This window comes from Fredinandcohnia onubensis (assembly GCF_002734285.1).
In the GTDB taxonomy this organism is placed as follows: Bacteria; Bacillota; Bacilli; order Bacillales; family Bacillaceae_L; genus Ferdinandcohnia; species Ferdinandcohnia onubensis_A.
The window spans coordinates 106,350-123,997 of record NZ_NSEA01000007.1 but is presented as its reverse complement, the minus strand read 5'-3'; the positions used below and the strand labels follow the sequence as shown (position 1 = coordinate 123,997).

At 36.5% G+C, this 17,648-nt stretch carries 13 protein-coding genes; 8 read left to right on the top strand and 5 right to left on the bottom strand.

Annotated features, from left to right (window positions below):
* Window positions 1-319: 319 nt before the first annotated feature.
* The 4 genes from CKJ95_RS08060 to CKJ95_RS08045 all read right to left on the bottom strand — a co-directional run bounded on the left by CKJ95_RS08060 (window position 320) and on the right by CKJ95_RS08045 (window position 4,943).
* Window positions 320-934 carry a PH domain-containing protein gene (locus tag CKJ95_RS08060; protein ID WP_099352895.1) on the bottom strand — a complete coding sequence of 205 codons (615 nt, stop codon included), beginning with the start codon at window positions 932-934 and terminating at the stop codon, window positions 320-322.
* 242 nt (window positions 935-1,176) lie between these two features.
* Window positions 1,177-2,280, bottom strand: a complete 1,104-nt coding sequence (locus CKJ95_RS08055) for a GerAB/ArcD/ProY family transporter (protein WP_099352894.1) — start codon at window positions 2,278-2,280, stop codon at window positions 1,177-1,179.
* Between the two features lie 21 nt (window positions 2,281-2,301).
* Window positions 2,302-3,390, bottom strand: a complete 1,089-nt coding sequence (locus CKJ95_RS08050; protein ID WP_099352893.1) for a Ger(x)C family spore germination protein — start codon at window positions 3,388-3,390, stop codon at window positions 2,302-2,304.
* A 29-nt stretch (window positions 3,391-3,419) separates the two neighbouring features.
* Complete coding sequence (locus CKJ95_RS08045) at window positions 3,420-4,943, bottom strand: spore germination protein (RefSeq protein WP_099352892.1); 1,524 nt, start codon at window positions 4,941-4,943, stop codon at window positions 3,420-3,422.
* 341 nt (window positions 4,944-5,284) lie between these two features.
* Here CKJ95_RS08045 and rlmD point away from each other — a divergent pair, with 341 nt between their 5' ends.
* From rlmD to CKJ95_RS08010, 7 genes are all read left to right on the top strand, one after another.
* The gene (gene rlmD / locus CKJ95_RS08040; protein ID WP_373604843.1) at window positions 5,285-6,649 is read left to right on the top strand and encodes a 23S rRNA (uracil(1939)-C(5))-methyltransferase RlmD; all 1,365 of its coding nucleotides are present in this window, start codon (window positions 5,285-5,287) and stop codon (window positions 6,647-6,649) included.
* Window positions 6,650-6,972: 323 nt separating this feature from the next.
* Complete coding sequence (locus CKJ95_RS08035) at window positions 6,973-7,644, top strand: GntR family transcriptional regulator (RefSeq protein WP_099352890.1); 672 nt, start codon at window positions 6,973-6,975, stop codon at window positions 7,642-7,644.
* Between the two features lie 129 nt (window positions 7,645-7,773).
* On the top strand, window positions 7,774-8,793 hold the full coding sequence (locus CKJ95_RS08030; RefSeq protein ID WP_099352889.1) for a TRAP transporter substrate-binding protein: 1,020 nt from the start codon (window positions 7,774-7,776) through the stop codon (window positions 8,791-8,793).
* Window positions 8,794-8,846: 53 nt separating this feature from the next.
* Window positions 8,847-9,404 (top strand): TRAP transporter small permease, encoded by a 558-nt coding sequence (locus tag CKJ95_RS08025; protein WP_099352888.1) that lies wholly within the window; start codon window positions 8,847-8,849, stop codon window positions 9,402-9,404.
* An 18-nt stretch (window positions 9,405-9,422) separates the two neighbouring features.
* Window positions 9,423-10,706, top strand: coding sequence for a TRAP transporter large permease (locus tag CKJ95_RS08020; protein WP_099352887.1), 1,284 nt, complete (start codon window positions 9,423-9,425; stop codon window positions 10,704-10,706).
* A gap of 68 nt (window positions 10,707-10,774) precedes the next feature.
* Complete coding sequence (locus CKJ95_RS08015; protein WP_099352886.1) at window positions 10,775-11,800, top strand: zinc-binding alcohol dehydrogenase family protein; 1,026 nt, start codon at window positions 10,775-10,777, stop codon at window positions 11,798-11,800.
* A 387-nt stretch (window positions 11,801-12,187) separates the two neighbouring features.
* The gene (locus CKJ95_RS08010; RefSeq protein ID WP_099352885.1) at window positions 12,188-13,156 is read left to right on the top strand and encodes a cation diffusion facilitator family transporter; all 969 of its coding nucleotides are present in this window, start codon (window positions 12,188-12,190) and stop codon (window positions 13,154-13,156) included.
* Between the two features lie 54 nt (window positions 13,157-13,210).
* Here CKJ95_RS08010 and CKJ95_RS08005 read toward each other — a convergent pair whose 3' ends face one another.
* Window positions 13,211-14,743: a glycine betaine uptake BCCT transporter gene (locus tag CKJ95_RS08005; protein WP_099352884.1), complete on the bottom strand. Its 1,533-nt coding sequence runs from the start codon at window positions 14,741-14,743 to the stop codon at window positions 13,211-13,213.
* Between the two features lie 275 nt (window positions 14,744-15,018).
* Here CKJ95_RS08005 and CKJ95_RS08000 point away from each other — a divergent pair, with 275 nt between their 5' ends.
* Window positions 15,019-17,646 (top strand): putative bifunctional diguanylate cyclase/phosphodiesterase, encoded by a 2,628-nt coding sequence (locus CKJ95_RS08000; RefSeq protein ID WP_099352883.1) that lies wholly within the window; start codon window positions 15,019-15,021, stop codon window positions 17,644-17,646.
* Window positions 17,647-17,648 lie beyond the last annotated feature (2 nt).

Genomic DNA, 17,648 nt, shown 5'->3' with positions numbered 1-17,648 from the left:
CCTTCATAGGCTGGATGAAGTCCCGAACGCCAGGACGGTCATCGCGCAAAGTCCTTCATAAGCGTGATGAAGTCCCGAACGCCTCGGCAGCCATCTCTCAAAGTCCTTCACCGATCAGATGAAATCCCGAACGCCTCGACGGCCCCCACTCAAAGTCCTTCATAAACCTAATAAAGACCCACTCAAAGTCCTTCATAAACCTAATAAAGACCCAAACAAAGCGATTGAAACTAGTAAAATCCCACCTCATCCGCTGCCTTGACTAATCTATAAAAAAATAAAGACGGCATCAGAATAATTCTGAACGCCGTCTTTTCTATTAATTATTTATATACTTCTCAAAAACCTCACCAAAGTCTTTTCTGAGGTACTGATTACGAGCTGATGATAGCCATGAGAAGCCATATTCAGTTAGTTGTTTGTATTCCTCAGCTAGCTGGATTTCTGCTGGTCGAGAATTATGCAATACTGTTACCGCTTTGTCCAAGCTATTGATCGCCATATCGTACATCACGTTATTTTCATGAATGATTTCGGAAATATAAACGAGTGCTTTATATAAATCATTTAATTTATCAATCTGTCTTTTATCCACATCAATACTAAAAGCTTGATTACCTAAGTTAAATTTAATTTCGATATCTAAGTCGACTCTACCAGCAGTTTCGAGAAAAACATTTGTGATTTTATGCTGTGAATACGGATAGCGTTTTAGCATCCTTTTAGAAGAAACGGCATTGGCGCCATCAACATGGATGAAAGCGATATTTGTGAAGCAATACTCATCGGCTTTTGTCTTAATTAAGAAGTAAATCTTTTCATTATCCTCGTGTCTAATGTAATCATCTGCGTCTGTTTTATCATAGTCCTCAGGGCCAATAATTTTTCCGATATCCGATAAACCTAAAGCATCAGCTGCGAATTTTTTTAACAAAATAAAATCCCCTTCCATTCAAAAACTTTTCACTCCAAGTTCATTATATCGCGTTTGTGGAAGCAGTATAACCATAAATTTCTAAATGATGTTATATGGTAATAAGGATTAATGGACCTAGTGTCTTTAAACTTCAACAAGAAGTCCTACTGAACATTCTTGAAAATATAGAATCTAAAGCTGTTAATAACATCGACTAAAAACAGGTTGAGTTTCCACGACGAATACACTTGCCGAGAAACTCAACCTTCCTTTTGCTTTTTAATGAACTGACGGATAACGCTTACGATGAATAGAAGCGGGATATACCCAAACAAGAAAGTTGAACTACTTATGTCGACCATCTTTTGAATGTATTGCGTGTAAAAGATATCAGTGAGTTGGCTATTTACTAAAAAATACACAGCTAGTAAAAAAAGCAGAATATAGGTTGGTTTTATCTTTGGTAGAGTAATTTTAATAGCTCGAATCGCTGACCAAAGATATAAACAAATGACAGGCATGATGACTAAGAGCCAGGTAAAGATAAAGATAAACTCAAAGCGCTCCAAAAACGGGAACTGTATAATTTTAATCATCGTTAAGGTTGGCCATGTTAAGTGATGTATTTTTCCTTGTGCAAAGAACATAAAAGTGAAAAGGGTTACCACAGTATACAAGATTGTGGTAAACAATAGAGCAAAATGCCCCCATTTGCTTGCCTTCTTTCCATTTTTAATGAAAGGAAAATAAACAAGAGCTGTTTCAACCCCTAAAAATAAAGGGACAGCTGCTTTTACCGAATTAAAATGGTCTTTTAAACTGTGATCAAAAAGTGGTTGAAGGTATGAGACCTCCAAATAGTTAGCGATGGAAAAAAAGGAGATTAGCAAGATGGCGGGTATCACGACACCCCAAAAAGCAACTCCAGTTATCACTCGAAATCCCCCTGAGACCAGATAAAAAATGAGGCAACAAAAAAGAAGAGCGTACTCCCAACTAGGAATCCCATCGAAAACCCAGACTTGGAGGAGATCAATATAACCATATACAACCGCTACACCGGCCAGTGAAAAATAACATGCCAATAATAAATTTAAAGCCCCTCCCAGTTTCTTTCCCAAGAGGTCTTTATGAAAGGAAAGAATATCCCCTGCGGTAGACTGTTTTAAGATATATAGCATCATCATAAATAAAAGCTGAAAGCTTAAACCCAAAGCAAGTACGGACATCCATGCTTCACTACCAGCCCCCTTACTTACATTTCCTTGAAACCTTAATACAGCAATTCCTGTTTGAGAGCCATGTATTAAAAAGAACAGGAAATAAGGAGAGACTTGTTTATTTTCGTTAATCTGACTATTCATTGTTGACCATCCTAGTCTAGCCTAGCCTTGAAGGCCAGAATGTATGATTTTTAACTGTATATCAATATTTATAGGTAAAGCAGGGTATTGTTCATAAAAGGATGTTTCATCCCAATCTCGATCCTGTGATCGAACAATATTTCCAATTCCGAGTGGATCCACACCTTTTTCTTTGAACGTATTTAATAGTTCCTCGATATCTTTTTTTACATCTTTTTTAATTAATCTTTTTATCGTTTCAAGATCGTGTGGATTTTCTAGGTTAAAACGGTCCGGATGATGTGTAACTGTCCATATGAGTTTTAACGAAAGATTTAATTGCTGCTCATCTTTTACCCATTCCCACTTCCTTTTATTTCGAAACGCTTGAATCAGAATAACTTCTGTTCGATCCTCCTCGTCAAGGACAATTTCATATATGGCTTGTGTCCGATAATTTTCTAAAGTCGAGAAAATAAAGGTTTCTTGCTCATTCAAGTGAAGTTTGAGCTTATCATCTTTAAAAATCCCAACTCGATCTACTTGTATCTTATCGTTTTCGTCAATGGCTAGCATTGGTACAAACGCATCCATACCTTCACCATAGAAATGGTTTAAGAAAACATGCAGGTTCATCTTTGGAAGTTGTTGTCCCGTCATATTTTGTTTGATTTGATCAGCTAGCGTCAAGTCCCCTTTTTTTAAGGTTTTAAGTGTTTCCTTAGCACTGTGGGTAGAAACGGCAATTTGTATATTGGTCGCAATTTCTGGTGTCAAAAGAAGCCGTTCTACTACATCGTTAACACCAGTTCTTGCAAATTCATTACCGAATACTAAAACCCTTATTTTCGATAAAGCAACTGGGGTACTCGTATGTGTTGACATTTTAGGTCTTAATAGTGCAACTGCATCTGTTTTCTCTTCTAAATATTGACTTTTATCGCTCCCTTTGCTTTTTGTATATTCAGGGAACAAAGCGGTTCCAATCACATCTCCGTTATCGCCTAAATCAAAACCAAACACATGAATAATACTCAATTTATCGACTATCTTAGTTCTTGTACATCCAACTAGGCTTACGATACATATGAATACAATGACAACTATATTAACCTTTCTCCATTTACCCATATTATCTCCGCTTTCTTTTTTAGAGAATTTTATTCTGAGTTCAGTCCATCTTCTGTGTCTTGAGTCGAAGCTGGAGTATATCGTTTGTTACTTAATGGTCTAAAAATAGATGGACGTTTATTTAGTTTTACGAAATTAGGCCTTATAAAGGAACCAAGTGCCCAGCCTTTTCGGTAGGGATAAAGCGGAATCATATAAGGAACTCCTAATGATTTGAGTCGAGTCAAATGTCCGATTATAAAAAGAACACCTACATAAATACCTAAACCACCCCAAATGGCAGCAAGTATGATGAAAGGATATCTTAACATCCTAACAGCGTTAGACATTTTATAAATTGGCGTTGTAAACGAGGCCAATGCTGAAAGTGCAACAATAATTAATAAAATATTACTTGTAAGTGCTGCTTCAACAGTTGCCTGTCCGATTACAATTCCTCCAACTATACCTAGTGTCTGTCCAATTTTTGTGGGTAGACGTGCACCTGCTTCCCTGAGTAAATCAATGGTCACTTCTAAGAATAAAACTTCAAGAACAGGAGGAAAGGGAACATTGGCTCTCGAGTTAATGAGAGGACCAAGCAGGTCCTTCGGTATAACCTCAAAATGAAATGTTAATATTGCTACATAAAAGGAAGTAGCAAATATTGAGAACAACATTCCAACTATCCGAATTAATTTAAAAAAAGATGCAATGAAAGACGGAAGATAAAAATCTTCTGGATTTGAAAAAAAATCCATTAGATTTACTGGGCCAATTACTGCATAGGAGGATTTATCAGTTATTAGTACAATTTGTCCTAATAAAAGCGCTCCTACTGTCCGATCCAATCTTTCTGTAGTTACAAATAAAGGAAATGGAGATGACGAATGATCGGAAATCATTTGTTCCAGTTGAGTATTGTCAAAAACCACGTCAACATTAAGGTTATGTAACCTCTGTTTTGCAGTTTTTATAAACTCAGGATTTGTAACACCATCTACGTATGCAATGACAACCTTTGTATGTGTTCTTGTCCCAACGATCAATTCTTCATAGATAAGGTCCGGCGTATCAAGATGTTCTCTTAGCATATGAAGATTTGTTCCAATATCTTCTATAAATCCAATCTTTGGCCCAATCACACTAAATTCATTTTGTGTATCATTTGTTTCCCGTTGACCTAACCTCGCGTTTCCTATCTTAAATAGAGCGAATTCATCCATTTGGTTTTTGAAATATACGGCTAATGTCCCTTGATGGAAGGCTTTTTCGAGTTCCGATGGGTTCCTTGAAAATTTTATTTCTTCAATTGGGATAATATTTTTTAAATCATGAAGTTTTTCGATTTCTGTAACTTTCTCCTTTAAACTAGGTAATAGAGACTGTTGCAGAATCTTAGTATCAACTAACGTTTCAAAATAACTTATTGAAAAGTTATCATTTTTTTCAATAGGTGAGACAGTTTTAAAATCACTCGACTTTTTTGCCTTTTCAAATACTTCTTCAATCGTTTTCTCCACAGTTTCATAACTTTTAACAGTCTTTTTGCTATCCTTCTTTTTCCAAAACATACCTCCACCTAACCCTATACAAAGTTGCAAAATCTTTCAGTTAGTATTTAACGACAAAGTAGGAAATATTCGCCTTTTTAATATCTGCTTGTACACGAATTTTTTGATTTGTGTTAGGAAGAGTTATTGCTGCATTGTTCGTTTGCTAATACTTTCTAGGATGTTAGGAATTCCAAAATTGTGCGTTGTGCTTTATACTTGGTTAGTATGTTGTAAAATAGGATAGAAATGGACTATACTTATATTTTTCAAGAATCCGATAACGCAGATATATTAACTCGAATATAGAAAAAAGTTTTACCGAGGAGGAACAGTAATTGGCAGTAACAAAACCTGAAACGATGATTGTTGATATAAAAAGTTTAGATGAAAAAGGTTCAGGACGGGGAGTCGTGTGGCGTGAAAATGAGCACGGCAATAAGAAGAAGCTAAAACTCACGATTCCGCAAACCTTAATTGGCGAGCAGGTTCGCGTTACCGTTGACCAGCCTGACCGCAAACGAAGAAAAGCGATGGCTGAGGAAATCCTAACCGAAAATGACCAACGTCTTGCACCGCCTTGCCCTCATTTTGAAAAATGCGGTGGCTGTGTATGGCAGCACTGGGATTATAAAGGACAGCTTCAGTACAAAACGGATTATGTGAAGCGACAAGTTGAATCACAAGGTTTCAATCCGGAACTTGTAAAAGATACAATCGGAATGGACGAGCCATGGCATTACCGTAATAAGATGGAATTTACCTTCTCACCTGAAGGGTCACTAGGTTTACATGAACAAGGAAACTTCCGCAAAATCATTTCTCTTGAAACATGTCTAATTGCAGGTGAAAAAATGGTGGAAGGTGCAATGGAAGTAGCCCAGTGGGCAAAAGATCATCAGCTACCTGGCTATAACAAAGATCAGCATGAAGGTCTTCTACGTCATCTTATGGTGAGACAATCCTTTGTAACTGGTGAAGTCATGTTAGCTCTTTTTGCAACTGAAGCACCAGAAGGAAAACTTAAAAATGCTGCAGATGATCTAGTAAAACGCATTGAAGAAAAATTCCCAGAGGTAAAAAGCTTATTATGGCTGGAAAATACAGACTGGGCTGACCGCACTCAATCTGAAAAAACACATTTATTAGCGGGACGCGATTTCATATATGATGAAATGGACGGATACCGTTTCCGGGTTTGGTTTGATACGTTCTTCCAAACCAACCCAACTCAAGCTCAAAAATTAGTCGATTTAGCTGTTGAAATGGGGGAACCGAAGAAAACAGAAAAAATGATTGATCTTTTCTGTGGTGTAGGAACATTCTCCCTTCCTTTTGCAAGTCGCGTTGAAAAGCTTGCAGGAATTGAAATTGTTGAAAGCTCAATTGAATCTGCAAAACGTAATGCAAAAGATAATGGATTATCAAACACGTACTTCTTAGCAAAGGATGCACGAAAAGGAATTGATGAAGTGCTTGAAAGCTTTGGAAGACCAGAGTTACTTTTACTTGATCCTCCACGTTCAGGTGCTGGTGGTAAAGTAATGAGAAGAATTGGTCGCTCTCAGCCAGAAAGAATTGTCTATGTTTCTTGTAATCCCGAAACGTTTGCAACGGATATTAAAGAACTAGAACCATTTGGATATACCCTAAAAGGTGTTCAACCAGTGGATCTATTCCCACATACCGTGCACGTTGAAGCAGTTGCATTGCTTGTCAAAGAATAATGTGTCGTCTGTCCTTCGTGATGTAAAGATTAACATACGGGGGGCAGTTTTTTTATACCTTGAACGTTTTGAAGGACAAAACAAGTTCAAAATAACTTTGAAAAGTCTTTCATCACAATAGTCAAGATTAATTAAAGCATTTCCTCCCAAATTATTTGTCGAATTTTTGTAAAATTGAATACGTTTTCTCTTTACAAGGAGACAATTTGAGTATATATTAATTTATGACAAACTTGTGTACAAGTATACAACCGTGAAAGAAAGGAAGATATAAAGAACTTAAAATGATTAGTATAAGACATTTATAAAAGTGAGTTGATTTAATGGAATTTCCTTCTATCGCTTTAAAAGGCACTTCTCTAGGAGAAAAGATATCAAGTGAATTACGTTTGAAAATAATCAACAAAAGCATTAATCCTGGAACAGTTTTATCTGAAAATTCTATTGCTGAAGAATTTGGGACTAGCAGGTCCCCTGTACGAGAGGCCCTCAAAACTTTATCAAATGAAGGTTTGATTCGGTTAGAGCGCATGGGTGCTGTAGTGATTGGATTGTCTCCAAAAGATATCGAGGAATTGTATGATGTGCGATATATAATTGAAACATTTGTGATCGAACGGCTCTCTAAAATGGAACATCAGCATATTATCGGAAAACTAAATAGAATACTTGATGAGATGATCATTGCCGCTAAGTATAATCAACATATTGAATTTACAATTCAGGATTTGAAATTTCATGAGGTAATGATAGAAGCGGCAAATCATAAAAGAATGCTTCATCTATGGAATAATATTCGAGACATTGTCTTCACAGCATTGCTAGTCACTACAAAAAAAAGATTCCTTGAAAACTCAAATGAGATTGAGCCATTAATAGAGAAACACCGTCTATTGATTGAATCTATCGTCTCAAAGGATCTGGAATATATAAAAAGAGTAGTTCATGACCATTTTGAAGATACTCGTGAAACTGTGAAGGATACTATAATGTAATTATCGGTATAACTATATTTTTTTAAATTCAACTTGTCGACAAGTATACTGGTATATTAACGTAAGCGTTATGAACCTTTTAAACTAAAATGTAAGGGTTTTATGTGATATATAAGGAGGTAATTTAAAATGAAAAAACTGAATGTTGGTAAAAAAACAATAACATTCTTTATAGTTGCGGTGCTCGCTATCATTCTATCAGGTTGCTCAGAAGCAGCTACCGCGGATAAGGGAATTTTGGTTAAGGTAGGCACTACACTTTCACCTTCTAACCCAGTCAATGTAGCTTTAAAAGAGGTATTCGAACCAGAAATTGAAAAACTCACAAATGGTAGATACAATGTAGAAATTTATGATTCTGGACAACTAGGTGGAGAAAAACAATTATATGACTTTACTCGTAGTGGAATTGTAGAAATGACTGCAATCGGAACAGTAATGTGGAGTGAGGTTCCGATGATGGCAACTCCCGATTTTCCATTTGTTTTTAAGGATGTTGCACATGCAAGAAGAGTGTATCAAGGAGAAGTTGGAGAGTATATAGCAAAGAATTTCGAAGAACAGGAACCAATTAAGTTTCTTGCATGGAATCCAAACGGTGCGCGTGTTTTTAGCTCAAGCTATCCAATTGAATCTCCAGAAGATTTAAAAGGTCAAAAAGTGAGAATGCCAAATAATCCAATCCATGTTAAATTAGCCGAATCTTTAGGTGCTAACGTTGTAATTATGGACCTAGGTGAAGTGTTTACTGCTCTAGAGCAAGGTGTTGTTGATGGACAGGATAATCCGATGTCTACTTTTAGACAAGAAGGTTGGTTCGAGGTTCAAGATTATATTTATGAAACAAACCATATGGTTTCATCAAATCAGCTAATGATGAGTAAAGAATTTTGGGACACATTGTCTGAAGAAGACCAAAAAATATTTGAAGAAGTTTCCCTACAAACCTCTAATAGAACATGGGATATCTATGAAAATAGTATTGAAGATGACCGGAATTTCCTAGAAGAACAAGGAATTGTTGTAGAGACTCCATCTGAAGAGGAAAGACAACAACTTATCGACGCGGCTCAACCAGTATATGAAATGCTGTACGAAAAATATGATTGGGCTGAAGATATGATTAATCGGATTCGCTCAGTTGAGTAGAAAATGTAAACGCAACCTTATCTTTTGAAAATTAATTTTATGGAGGGAAACACATGTCCAAGTTTAATGACAGGCTTTTTAAAGGGATAGATTATCTACTCGGCATTATGCTTGCTTTAATTGTTTTATTTGTCTTTTTAAATGTCGTCTTACGTACGGTTTTTAATTCAGGTTTAACATGGTCTGAAGAAATTGCAAGATATTTATTCGTTTATATTACGTATATTGGAGCAATTGGTGCCATGAGATCGAATGTTCATTTAGGAATGGACTCCGTTATGCATAAATTGCCAAAAGGCTTAAAGCGCATAACTTATATTTTTGCACAAGGCATTATCATTATCATAATGGCAATGCTTACCCACGGAGCGTATACAATGACGCTACAAAGTGTGGAGGCACGGGCGGCAGCAACAGGAATCCCACTATCCATCATCTATGGGGTAGGGATGTTGACCGGAATTTGTATTGCGATTATTTGTATTTCTAACATCATTAAGGTCATGAAAGAGCCTGAATCAATTGATAAACTCATCACCTTACATGAATCAGATGAAGATGATGTATTAGAAAAAATGAAAAATGAAGATGAAGACAAAGAGAAAAAGTAGTTAAGGGAGGTCGAACAAATGACAATGGTTATCTTCTTAGTCGCATTATTAGGAGCAATGGCAATTGGGATTCCAATCGCATTTGCGTTACTACTTAGCGGCGTATTTATGATGTTATACTTAGGAGATTTTGATACACAAATCCTTGCACAAAATTTAATGGTCGGTTCGGATAGTTTTGCAATGATGGCGATTCCATTCTTTATTTTATGTGGAGATTTAATGAATCGCGGTGGATTAACAAAACGTATCATTGTTGCCGCAACCTCATTAGTTGGGCATATACGCGGTGGATTAGGATATGTAGCTATTTTAGCAATTGTACTTTTTGCTAGTTTAGTAGGTTCAGCGGTTGCTTCAACTGCAGCGCTAGGAGCTATTCTGATTCCGATGATGGCGAAAGCTGGCTATAACCGTGATCGTTCAACTGCATTGATTGCAGCAGGTAACATTGTTTCACCTATCATGCCACCATCGGTACCAATGATCTTGTTTGGTGTTACTGCGGGTGTATCGATTACAAAACTTTTTATCGCGGGTATTGCACCTGCAATCTACATTTCAATTGCTTTATGTATCGTCTGGGCAATTGTCGCGAGAAAAGATAAAGTAGATAAACTTCCACGAGCTAGCTTTAAAGTAATGGTAAAATCCTGTGTTGATGCAATATGGGCAATTTTAATGCCAGTTGGTATCTTAACTGGACTAAGAGGTGGATTCTTTACTCCGACAGAAGCTGGGGTAATTGCTGTGGTTTACGCATTATTTATTGGCGTCTTTGTTTATCGTGAATTAAAACCAAAAGATATCTTAGAAAGTTTAATTAGTTCAGCTAAAACATCAAGCGTAATCATGTTTTTAGCTGCAGCAGCAATGGTTTCAGCATGGTTAATGACAATTGGAAACATTCCGGAAACTGTGACAAATATTTTAAGTCCATTGGTTGATAATCCATTATTACTATTAATCGTTATTAATATTATTGTCATCCTAGTTGGAATGGCTATGGATGTTAACCCAACAATCTTGATTTTAACACCAGTACTAATGCCTGTTATTAATGCTGCGGGTATTGACCCCGTATACTTTGGTCTATTATTTATTTTAAATAATGTTATTGGTCTATTAACACCACCAGTAGGTACTGTGCTAAATGTTGCCGCCGGGGCAGGAAAGATTAGTATTGGGCGTCTCGTAAAAGCAATTATGCCTTTTCTTATCGTTGAGATTGTATTGTTATTCCTACTAATTCTTGTTCCTGAGCTAGTGACAGTACCAATAGAATGGTTCTCAGGTGAATAAAAGAAAACAACATCATAGAGTAGAACATTAAATAAAGATAGCTAAAATTTGCATCAGGGGGAATTGACATGAAAGCTGTAGTAATAAATAAACCGTTTGAAGTTGAAATTAAAGAAGTTCCGAAACCATTCATTGAAAATGAGCATGATGTCATCATTAAAGTTGTTTCTGGTGGAATATGTGGTTCCGATGTAGGAATCTATAACGGAACAAACTCATTAGCTACGTATCCTCGAATTATTGGGCATGAATTTGCTGGCATTATAGAAGAGGTTGGTACAAGCGTTACAAAAGTAAAAGTTGGTGACCTTGTAGCAGTAGACAATGTGAATAGCTGTGGACATTGCTATGCATGTAGAACTGGTCATCATAATGTGTGTGATACTGTTGAAGTAACAGGTGTTCATCGTGATGGTGGTTTTGCGGAATACGTAAAAACGACTGAAAAAAATGCATATAAACTGGATGAATCAAAAATAGATAGAGAAAGTGCAGCATTAGTAGAACCTTATTCAATTGGTGTTGAGGCGAATGAACGCGGCCGTACAACAACTGGAGATAAAGTATTGGTTATGGGTTCCGGGCCAATTGGTATTGCTGTAATGCAAGTGGCAAAATCACGTGGGGCTTTTGTAATGATGACGGATATTGTGGATAAACGCCTAGACCGTGCAAAGGATATGGGAGCAGACAGAGTAGTAAATGTAAAGAATGAAAGCCTAGAAGAAGTTGTGCAGGAATTTACAGAAGGTGACGGGGCACATGTAATCATTGATTCTGTATGCTCACCACAAAGTCTCGAGGAAGCTTTAGAGCTAGTTGCTCCATCAGGACGTATTGTGACACTTGGTACTGGGAATAAACCTTCTTCAGTTCCTCAAGTTGCATTTACGAAAAAAGGAATAGATGTTTTAGGTTCTAGATTAAATAATTATCGTTTCCCTCACGTAATCGAATTATTTGAAACTCGGGCTGTGCAACCAGAAAAAATGAAAACACATACCTTCCATTTTACAGAAATTGCAGAAGCCTTTGAGTTCTTGAAAAACAACCAAGCTGAAGTATGTAAGATTGTATTAAATTTTGACGCCTAAACTTAAAATATGTTAATCGGCCTTCCGGATGTTCCGGAAGGCTTTTTGTTTGGCTGGAATTGCGGGTATGTCCGATATTAATAGGACTACGTCCGATATCTTGAAAGTTGTGTCCGATAAATTCGTAATTTTGTCCGAAATCCAGCTGACTTTGTCCGATAAAATTAATTTTGTGTCCGATACACCAAAACCTGTTTATTAGTTTTTCTAGATATTCCGGTGGGCTTTAAATTTGGACTGGATTAGAGTTTGTTCCATTCCCCATTAAAACCGCAACCGTACTCTAAGTGCAGGCATCTATTTATTTTTACCGCAATTCCTCTGATAAATTTTTCAAAAGTAATTAATACTACTAGTATTACCAAGAATCACCCATTGGAGGTTAATATGTCAAAAAAACAAAGTTTATTAAAGAATGGAAATAAGTCATCTTTAATTGCTTCAATTGTAAACACCATTATTGCAATTATTAAAGGAGCTGCGTACTTTTTCACGGGGAATGTCGCGATGTTTGCTGAAACGTTGCATTCTTTAGGGGACGCAGCCAACCAATTTTTCGTGTTCATCGGTAGTGCATTGAGTAAAAAAATGCCTTCTGAAAAATATCCGAACGGTTTTGGACGCCTCGTAAACTTAGTCTTACTCGGTGCAGTAATCATAGTTGGGATCATGAGTTACGAAGCGATCAAAGAAGGGTATCATCATATTATCCACCCAGCCGAATCATCTGGTATTGCAATTAACCTTTCTGTTTTGGGAATAGCCGTGATATTGGAGGCATACGTGCTTTATAAAGCAATGAAGGAAGTCCTCCATGAAGCAAGTGTAGATGCAAAGGGATTTGCAATAGTAGGTAAAAGCTTCGGGAATCTAAAAAGAGCTACCCCTGCAACAGAGCTTGTATTTATGGAGGATTTAGTCGCAACCCTTGGAGGAGTCATCGCAATCATTGGAATTTTACTCTCCTATTATGCTGGTTGGCATGCTGCAGAAGGAATTGCCTCAATCATAATTGGTCTAATGATGTTTTACGTAGTAGGAAGAGTGTTTTTGGATAATGCCAAGGGAGTACTTGGTGAAGCCGATGAAGAGTTAGAAAACAAAATTGCAGAGCTTATTTATGCAAGTCCAGAAATAAAAGATATAAACGCATTGTTTGCGATGAAAGAAGGGGAGGATTTCCACATCGAAATGAAACTGGAAATTGACTCCAATATATCCGTAAAAGAAGCATTTAAAATAAAAGAAGGTATTGAAGAAAAAATTCAAGGAATAAAAGGTGTTACAGATGTAATCATTGAATTCGTAGAAGATGATGGGGTTAAATCATGGACGCAAGGGTTAGTTACTAAGTAATAACGAAAAGATTTTAAAAACCAAAAAACCGGCACTGTGCCGGTTTTTTGGTTTTTACTGCTGAGGAGCAGTAGATTTTTTCTTTGATTTTGGTTTCAAATACAAGCCAAGTTCTTTTTTCTCTTTAGTTAATGAACGATACAGTGAAATCATCATCAGCACCATTATAATTGAAAAAGGAAAAGCTGCTGCAATGAGGGCATTTTGTAATGCCTGTAGACCACCGCTATATAATAAAATGGCTGCAACTGTTGATTGTAGAATACCCCACGTTAGTTTTACAGAGTTTGATGGTGTAAGTGAACCATATGTGGTTTGCATGCCAAGTACAAACGTAGCCGAGTCAGCAGATGTAATAAAGAATGTCGAAACAAGTATAATGGCAACCACCGATAAAACAACCGCTAAGGAAGACTCATTAAAGATAGCAAAAAGAACTTCTTCTGTAGCAAATTGTGAGAGATCTACACTTCCTTGCTTTTGTACTTCTATTGCGGAAGTACCAAATACCGAAAACCATATAAAGCTTACCAAAGCTGGAAGCAATAAAACTCCGATAATAAATTGGCGAATTGTTCTTCCTCTGGATACACGTGCAATAAAAATACCTACAAACGGTGACCATGAAATCCACCAAGCCCAGTAGAAAATAGTCCAGCCGTTAATCCAAGAACGGTGTTCTTCATTAAGTGGAGCAATTCTAAAACTCATCTGTACAATATTTTGTATATATCCACCAAGTGTATCTGTAAACATGTCAAGAATTAGAACTGTAGGACCTGCTACGAACATTAATATCAGTAAGGCAAGTGCTAAAATCATATTTGCATTACTTAAATATTTAATCCCTTTACTTAATCCGGACCACGCAGAGATCATAAATAGGACGGTAACAACAGCAATAATGATTAGTTGAATGAAGAAACTAATAGGGATATCGAGTAAATAGGCTAAACCTCCATTAATTTGTGCCGCACCAAACCCAAGCGTCGTTGCAACACCTACAACCGTCGCAAATACGGCTAGTACATCAACCAAAGTACCTAGTTTTCCTTCCATTGCTTTCTTGCCCAAAACAGGCTTTAGTGTAGCTGAAATTAAACCTGGTTCACCTTTTCGGAAATTAAAATAGGCTAAGGCAAGGGCAACAAGTGCATAAATTCCCCATGCATGTATCCCCCAATGGAAAAATGTATAGCGCATTGCCTCTTTTTGGGAAGCATTTGTAGCACCCTCTGCTAGTGGAGGATCCATGAAGTGGGAAAGTGGTTCGGCAGCTCCCCAGAATACAAGACCTATCCCCATCCCTGCACTAAATAACATCGCAAACCATGATATATTTGAATACTCAGGTTTTTCATCAGGTTTTCCTAATCGAATCGCCCCAACAGGACTAAAAATGAGGAAAACACAAAATATCACAATGATTGTGACTAAAATAAGGTAATACCATCCAAAGGCTGATGTAATAAATGATTGAATATTACCTGTTACTTCTTCGAAACTTTTTGGTGCTGCAACACCAAATATGACAGCTGCAAGTACGATAGCAACCGAAATCCAAAAAACGTTTGATATTTGCTTCATCATAAAACCCTTTCTTTTACATTACTTTTATGTACCAAATAGTTTTCCCATAAAAGTTTGCCAATATTAGGGTAGCAGAATTTATCACTTTTTGCCAATAAACCTAACTTATTATTACTTATAGGGAAAAGGAAGTAGATTGATTGTTTGAACTGAGTTAAAACGGTATGATTTGGTTAAGCAAAAATAGAAAAAAAGATGTAGAATTTATGATATTATTATCATAACCATAGTGAACATATTGATTTACATATATATAAATCAGGGGAGACTTTATGATAGGATTTTCGCAGATAAAAGGCAAAATAAATACTGATTTAATCCTATTAGTATCCCTGGTAGGATTCGTAGTATTAGCCTCTCATTTCAAATTAACGCTGTTATATGGAATTACTTTTACATTTGCGAGTATTTCGATGTTTTTAATACTCCGTATTTTTGGGTATACCGCCGCAATTGTAACGGGTCTAATTGCTATCTTTTTTGCCATATTCTTCTCAAACAGTCCTTATTATGCAATTATCATGCTTGTTGAAATCGTTTTTGTTGGTGCCTTTTTCTTACGAGGGCGAAAAGCAAAAATGTTTTTCGTAGACTTTTTTTTCTGGATTTTAATTGGAATAGTGCTGCTCTTTATGTTCTGTCGAGAATCACTTTCAGGAAGTGCGCTCTATTTTCAAATCTGTAAGGATGTTGCAAATGGACTTTTCAATGTATTAGTTGCAGATATGCTACTGGCTTATTTCCCATTCTACAAGTTTGTTAAAAACAATCGAATCAGTAAAAATAATGTATCGGTCCACCAGTTTTTATCGCAAATTACGATTTTAACGATTCTTGTTCCGTTTTTTATTAGTGTAATCACCAATACGCTAAACACATTTGAAGTCATTAAAAAAGATCTAGTTCAAATTAGTGAAACGAGAGTAAATCGGATTGAAAATGACCTGCTTCAACTGGAAAAAGCAAACGGGAGTAGCGACGTCAATCAAATTGAAGAAATTATTTGGCGGAATAAGAACCAAGACATCGATATTATTGTATATGACAATAAAAATCGTGTCGTTTCATCGACAGTCGTGATGGATTTTGATCCTAATAAATATGAGATTCGGAAGATTTCATCCAATGTTTTTGAGGCTTTACCGGTTGCTAACAACGATATGCAGCCAATTACGAGATGGGATGATGCTGTTTACTTTTATACAAGGGATACTGGTTCATACCGAATTATGTTGCAGTATCCAATCGCTGGGTATCAACAACAAATTTTTAATATTTCACTCGACCAGCTAAAGTATTTACTAATTCTAGCTGTTTCAGCCATATTATTTGTTATGGCCGTAAGCCGAATGCTAACGAATAACCTAAGGCAACTGACAACAATTACAACAGGATTACCACAAAAGCTCCGTTCTTTAGAAAATATTGAATGGCCGCAAGGAACAATATCAGAGCTTCGCATCCTGAGTAAAAATTTAAAGAAGATGGCAGATAAGCTGAAGGAGTTATTCCAAGAGAGTATTGAGATGAACCGGATTCTAAGAGAGCAAACTTCAAGATTGAAGGAATCCGAGGACAAGCTTCATAAACTTGCTTTTTACGACAGTTTGACATACTTACCTAATCGTTATTTCTTCCAAAAATATGTACGTGAGCTGATACGAAATAACCATGATCAAAAGATTGCCATTATTTTTATCGACCTTAATCAGTTTAAACAAATCAATGATACATTAGGTCATGATGCAGGGGATACACTTCTAAAAGCAACCGGTAACAAGCTAAAGAAGTTACAAGAGGACAATAGGCAGGTTTTCAGACTTGGAGGGGACGAGTTTGTAGTAGTCCATTCTGTTGATAACAGGGATGAGATAAATAAAACACTCGACATGATTGTCAAAGAGTTTTTATCTTATTATACAATTGCCGGTCAAAATCACTATATAACGGCAAGTATTGGGGTCAGTGTGTACCCAGAAGATGGTAAAGATTTAGATACATTAGTAAAATATGCAGATATTGCGATGTACATCTCGAAGGAGAAAGGCGGCAATACTGTTCAGTTTTTCAATGAATCCATGAAAAATAAATTTCAAGAGCGATTAGAAATCGAAAATGCTCTGCGTACAGCAGTGGATAAGAATCGGTTTGAACAATTTTATCAGCCGAAGACGATGGCAGGTAAAATTACAAGTATTGAAGCCTTGATCCGTTGGAATGATCCCATATTAGGGGTGGTCTCTCCTGGAGTCTTTATAGATGTGGCTGAGGAAATCGGTCTCATTTCAAAAATTGATGAGTGGTCTCTCATCCAGGCTTGTAGACAAAATAAACAATGGCAGCTTGAAAACCTTCTACATGTTCCAATTTCGGTAAACCTATCAGCCAAGCATTTTCAACAAGATTATCTTGTTTCAATGGTCAAAAAGGCATTACATGATTCTCGATTAGATCCAAAATATTTAAAGCTTGAAATTACAGAAAGTGTGTTTATTAAGGACCAACAGCATGTTGCGGATCGGATTCGAAACCTGAAAGATCTAGGGGTCCAGATTTCAATTGATGACTTTGGAAAGGGGTACTCGTCTCTTTACCAATTATTGAAGCTTCCAATTGACGAAATTAAAATCGACAGACAATTTATCCATAATATTGACAAAGATGAGAAAAAGGGGTTATTAGTAAAATCGATTTTTGATATTGCACATGGACTTCAGTTGAACGTGGTGGCAGAGGGAGTAGAAACCTGGGATGAATGTCAGGTCCATGTAAAAATGGGCTGTGACGAAATACAAGGCTATTTATTCAGTCGACCAATTAATAAAGTTGATATGGTTGAATTTATCCAAAATAAAAAATCAATAAAGTTCAAAGAAGCTGTCATTGGAGAAGTTGAATAAAG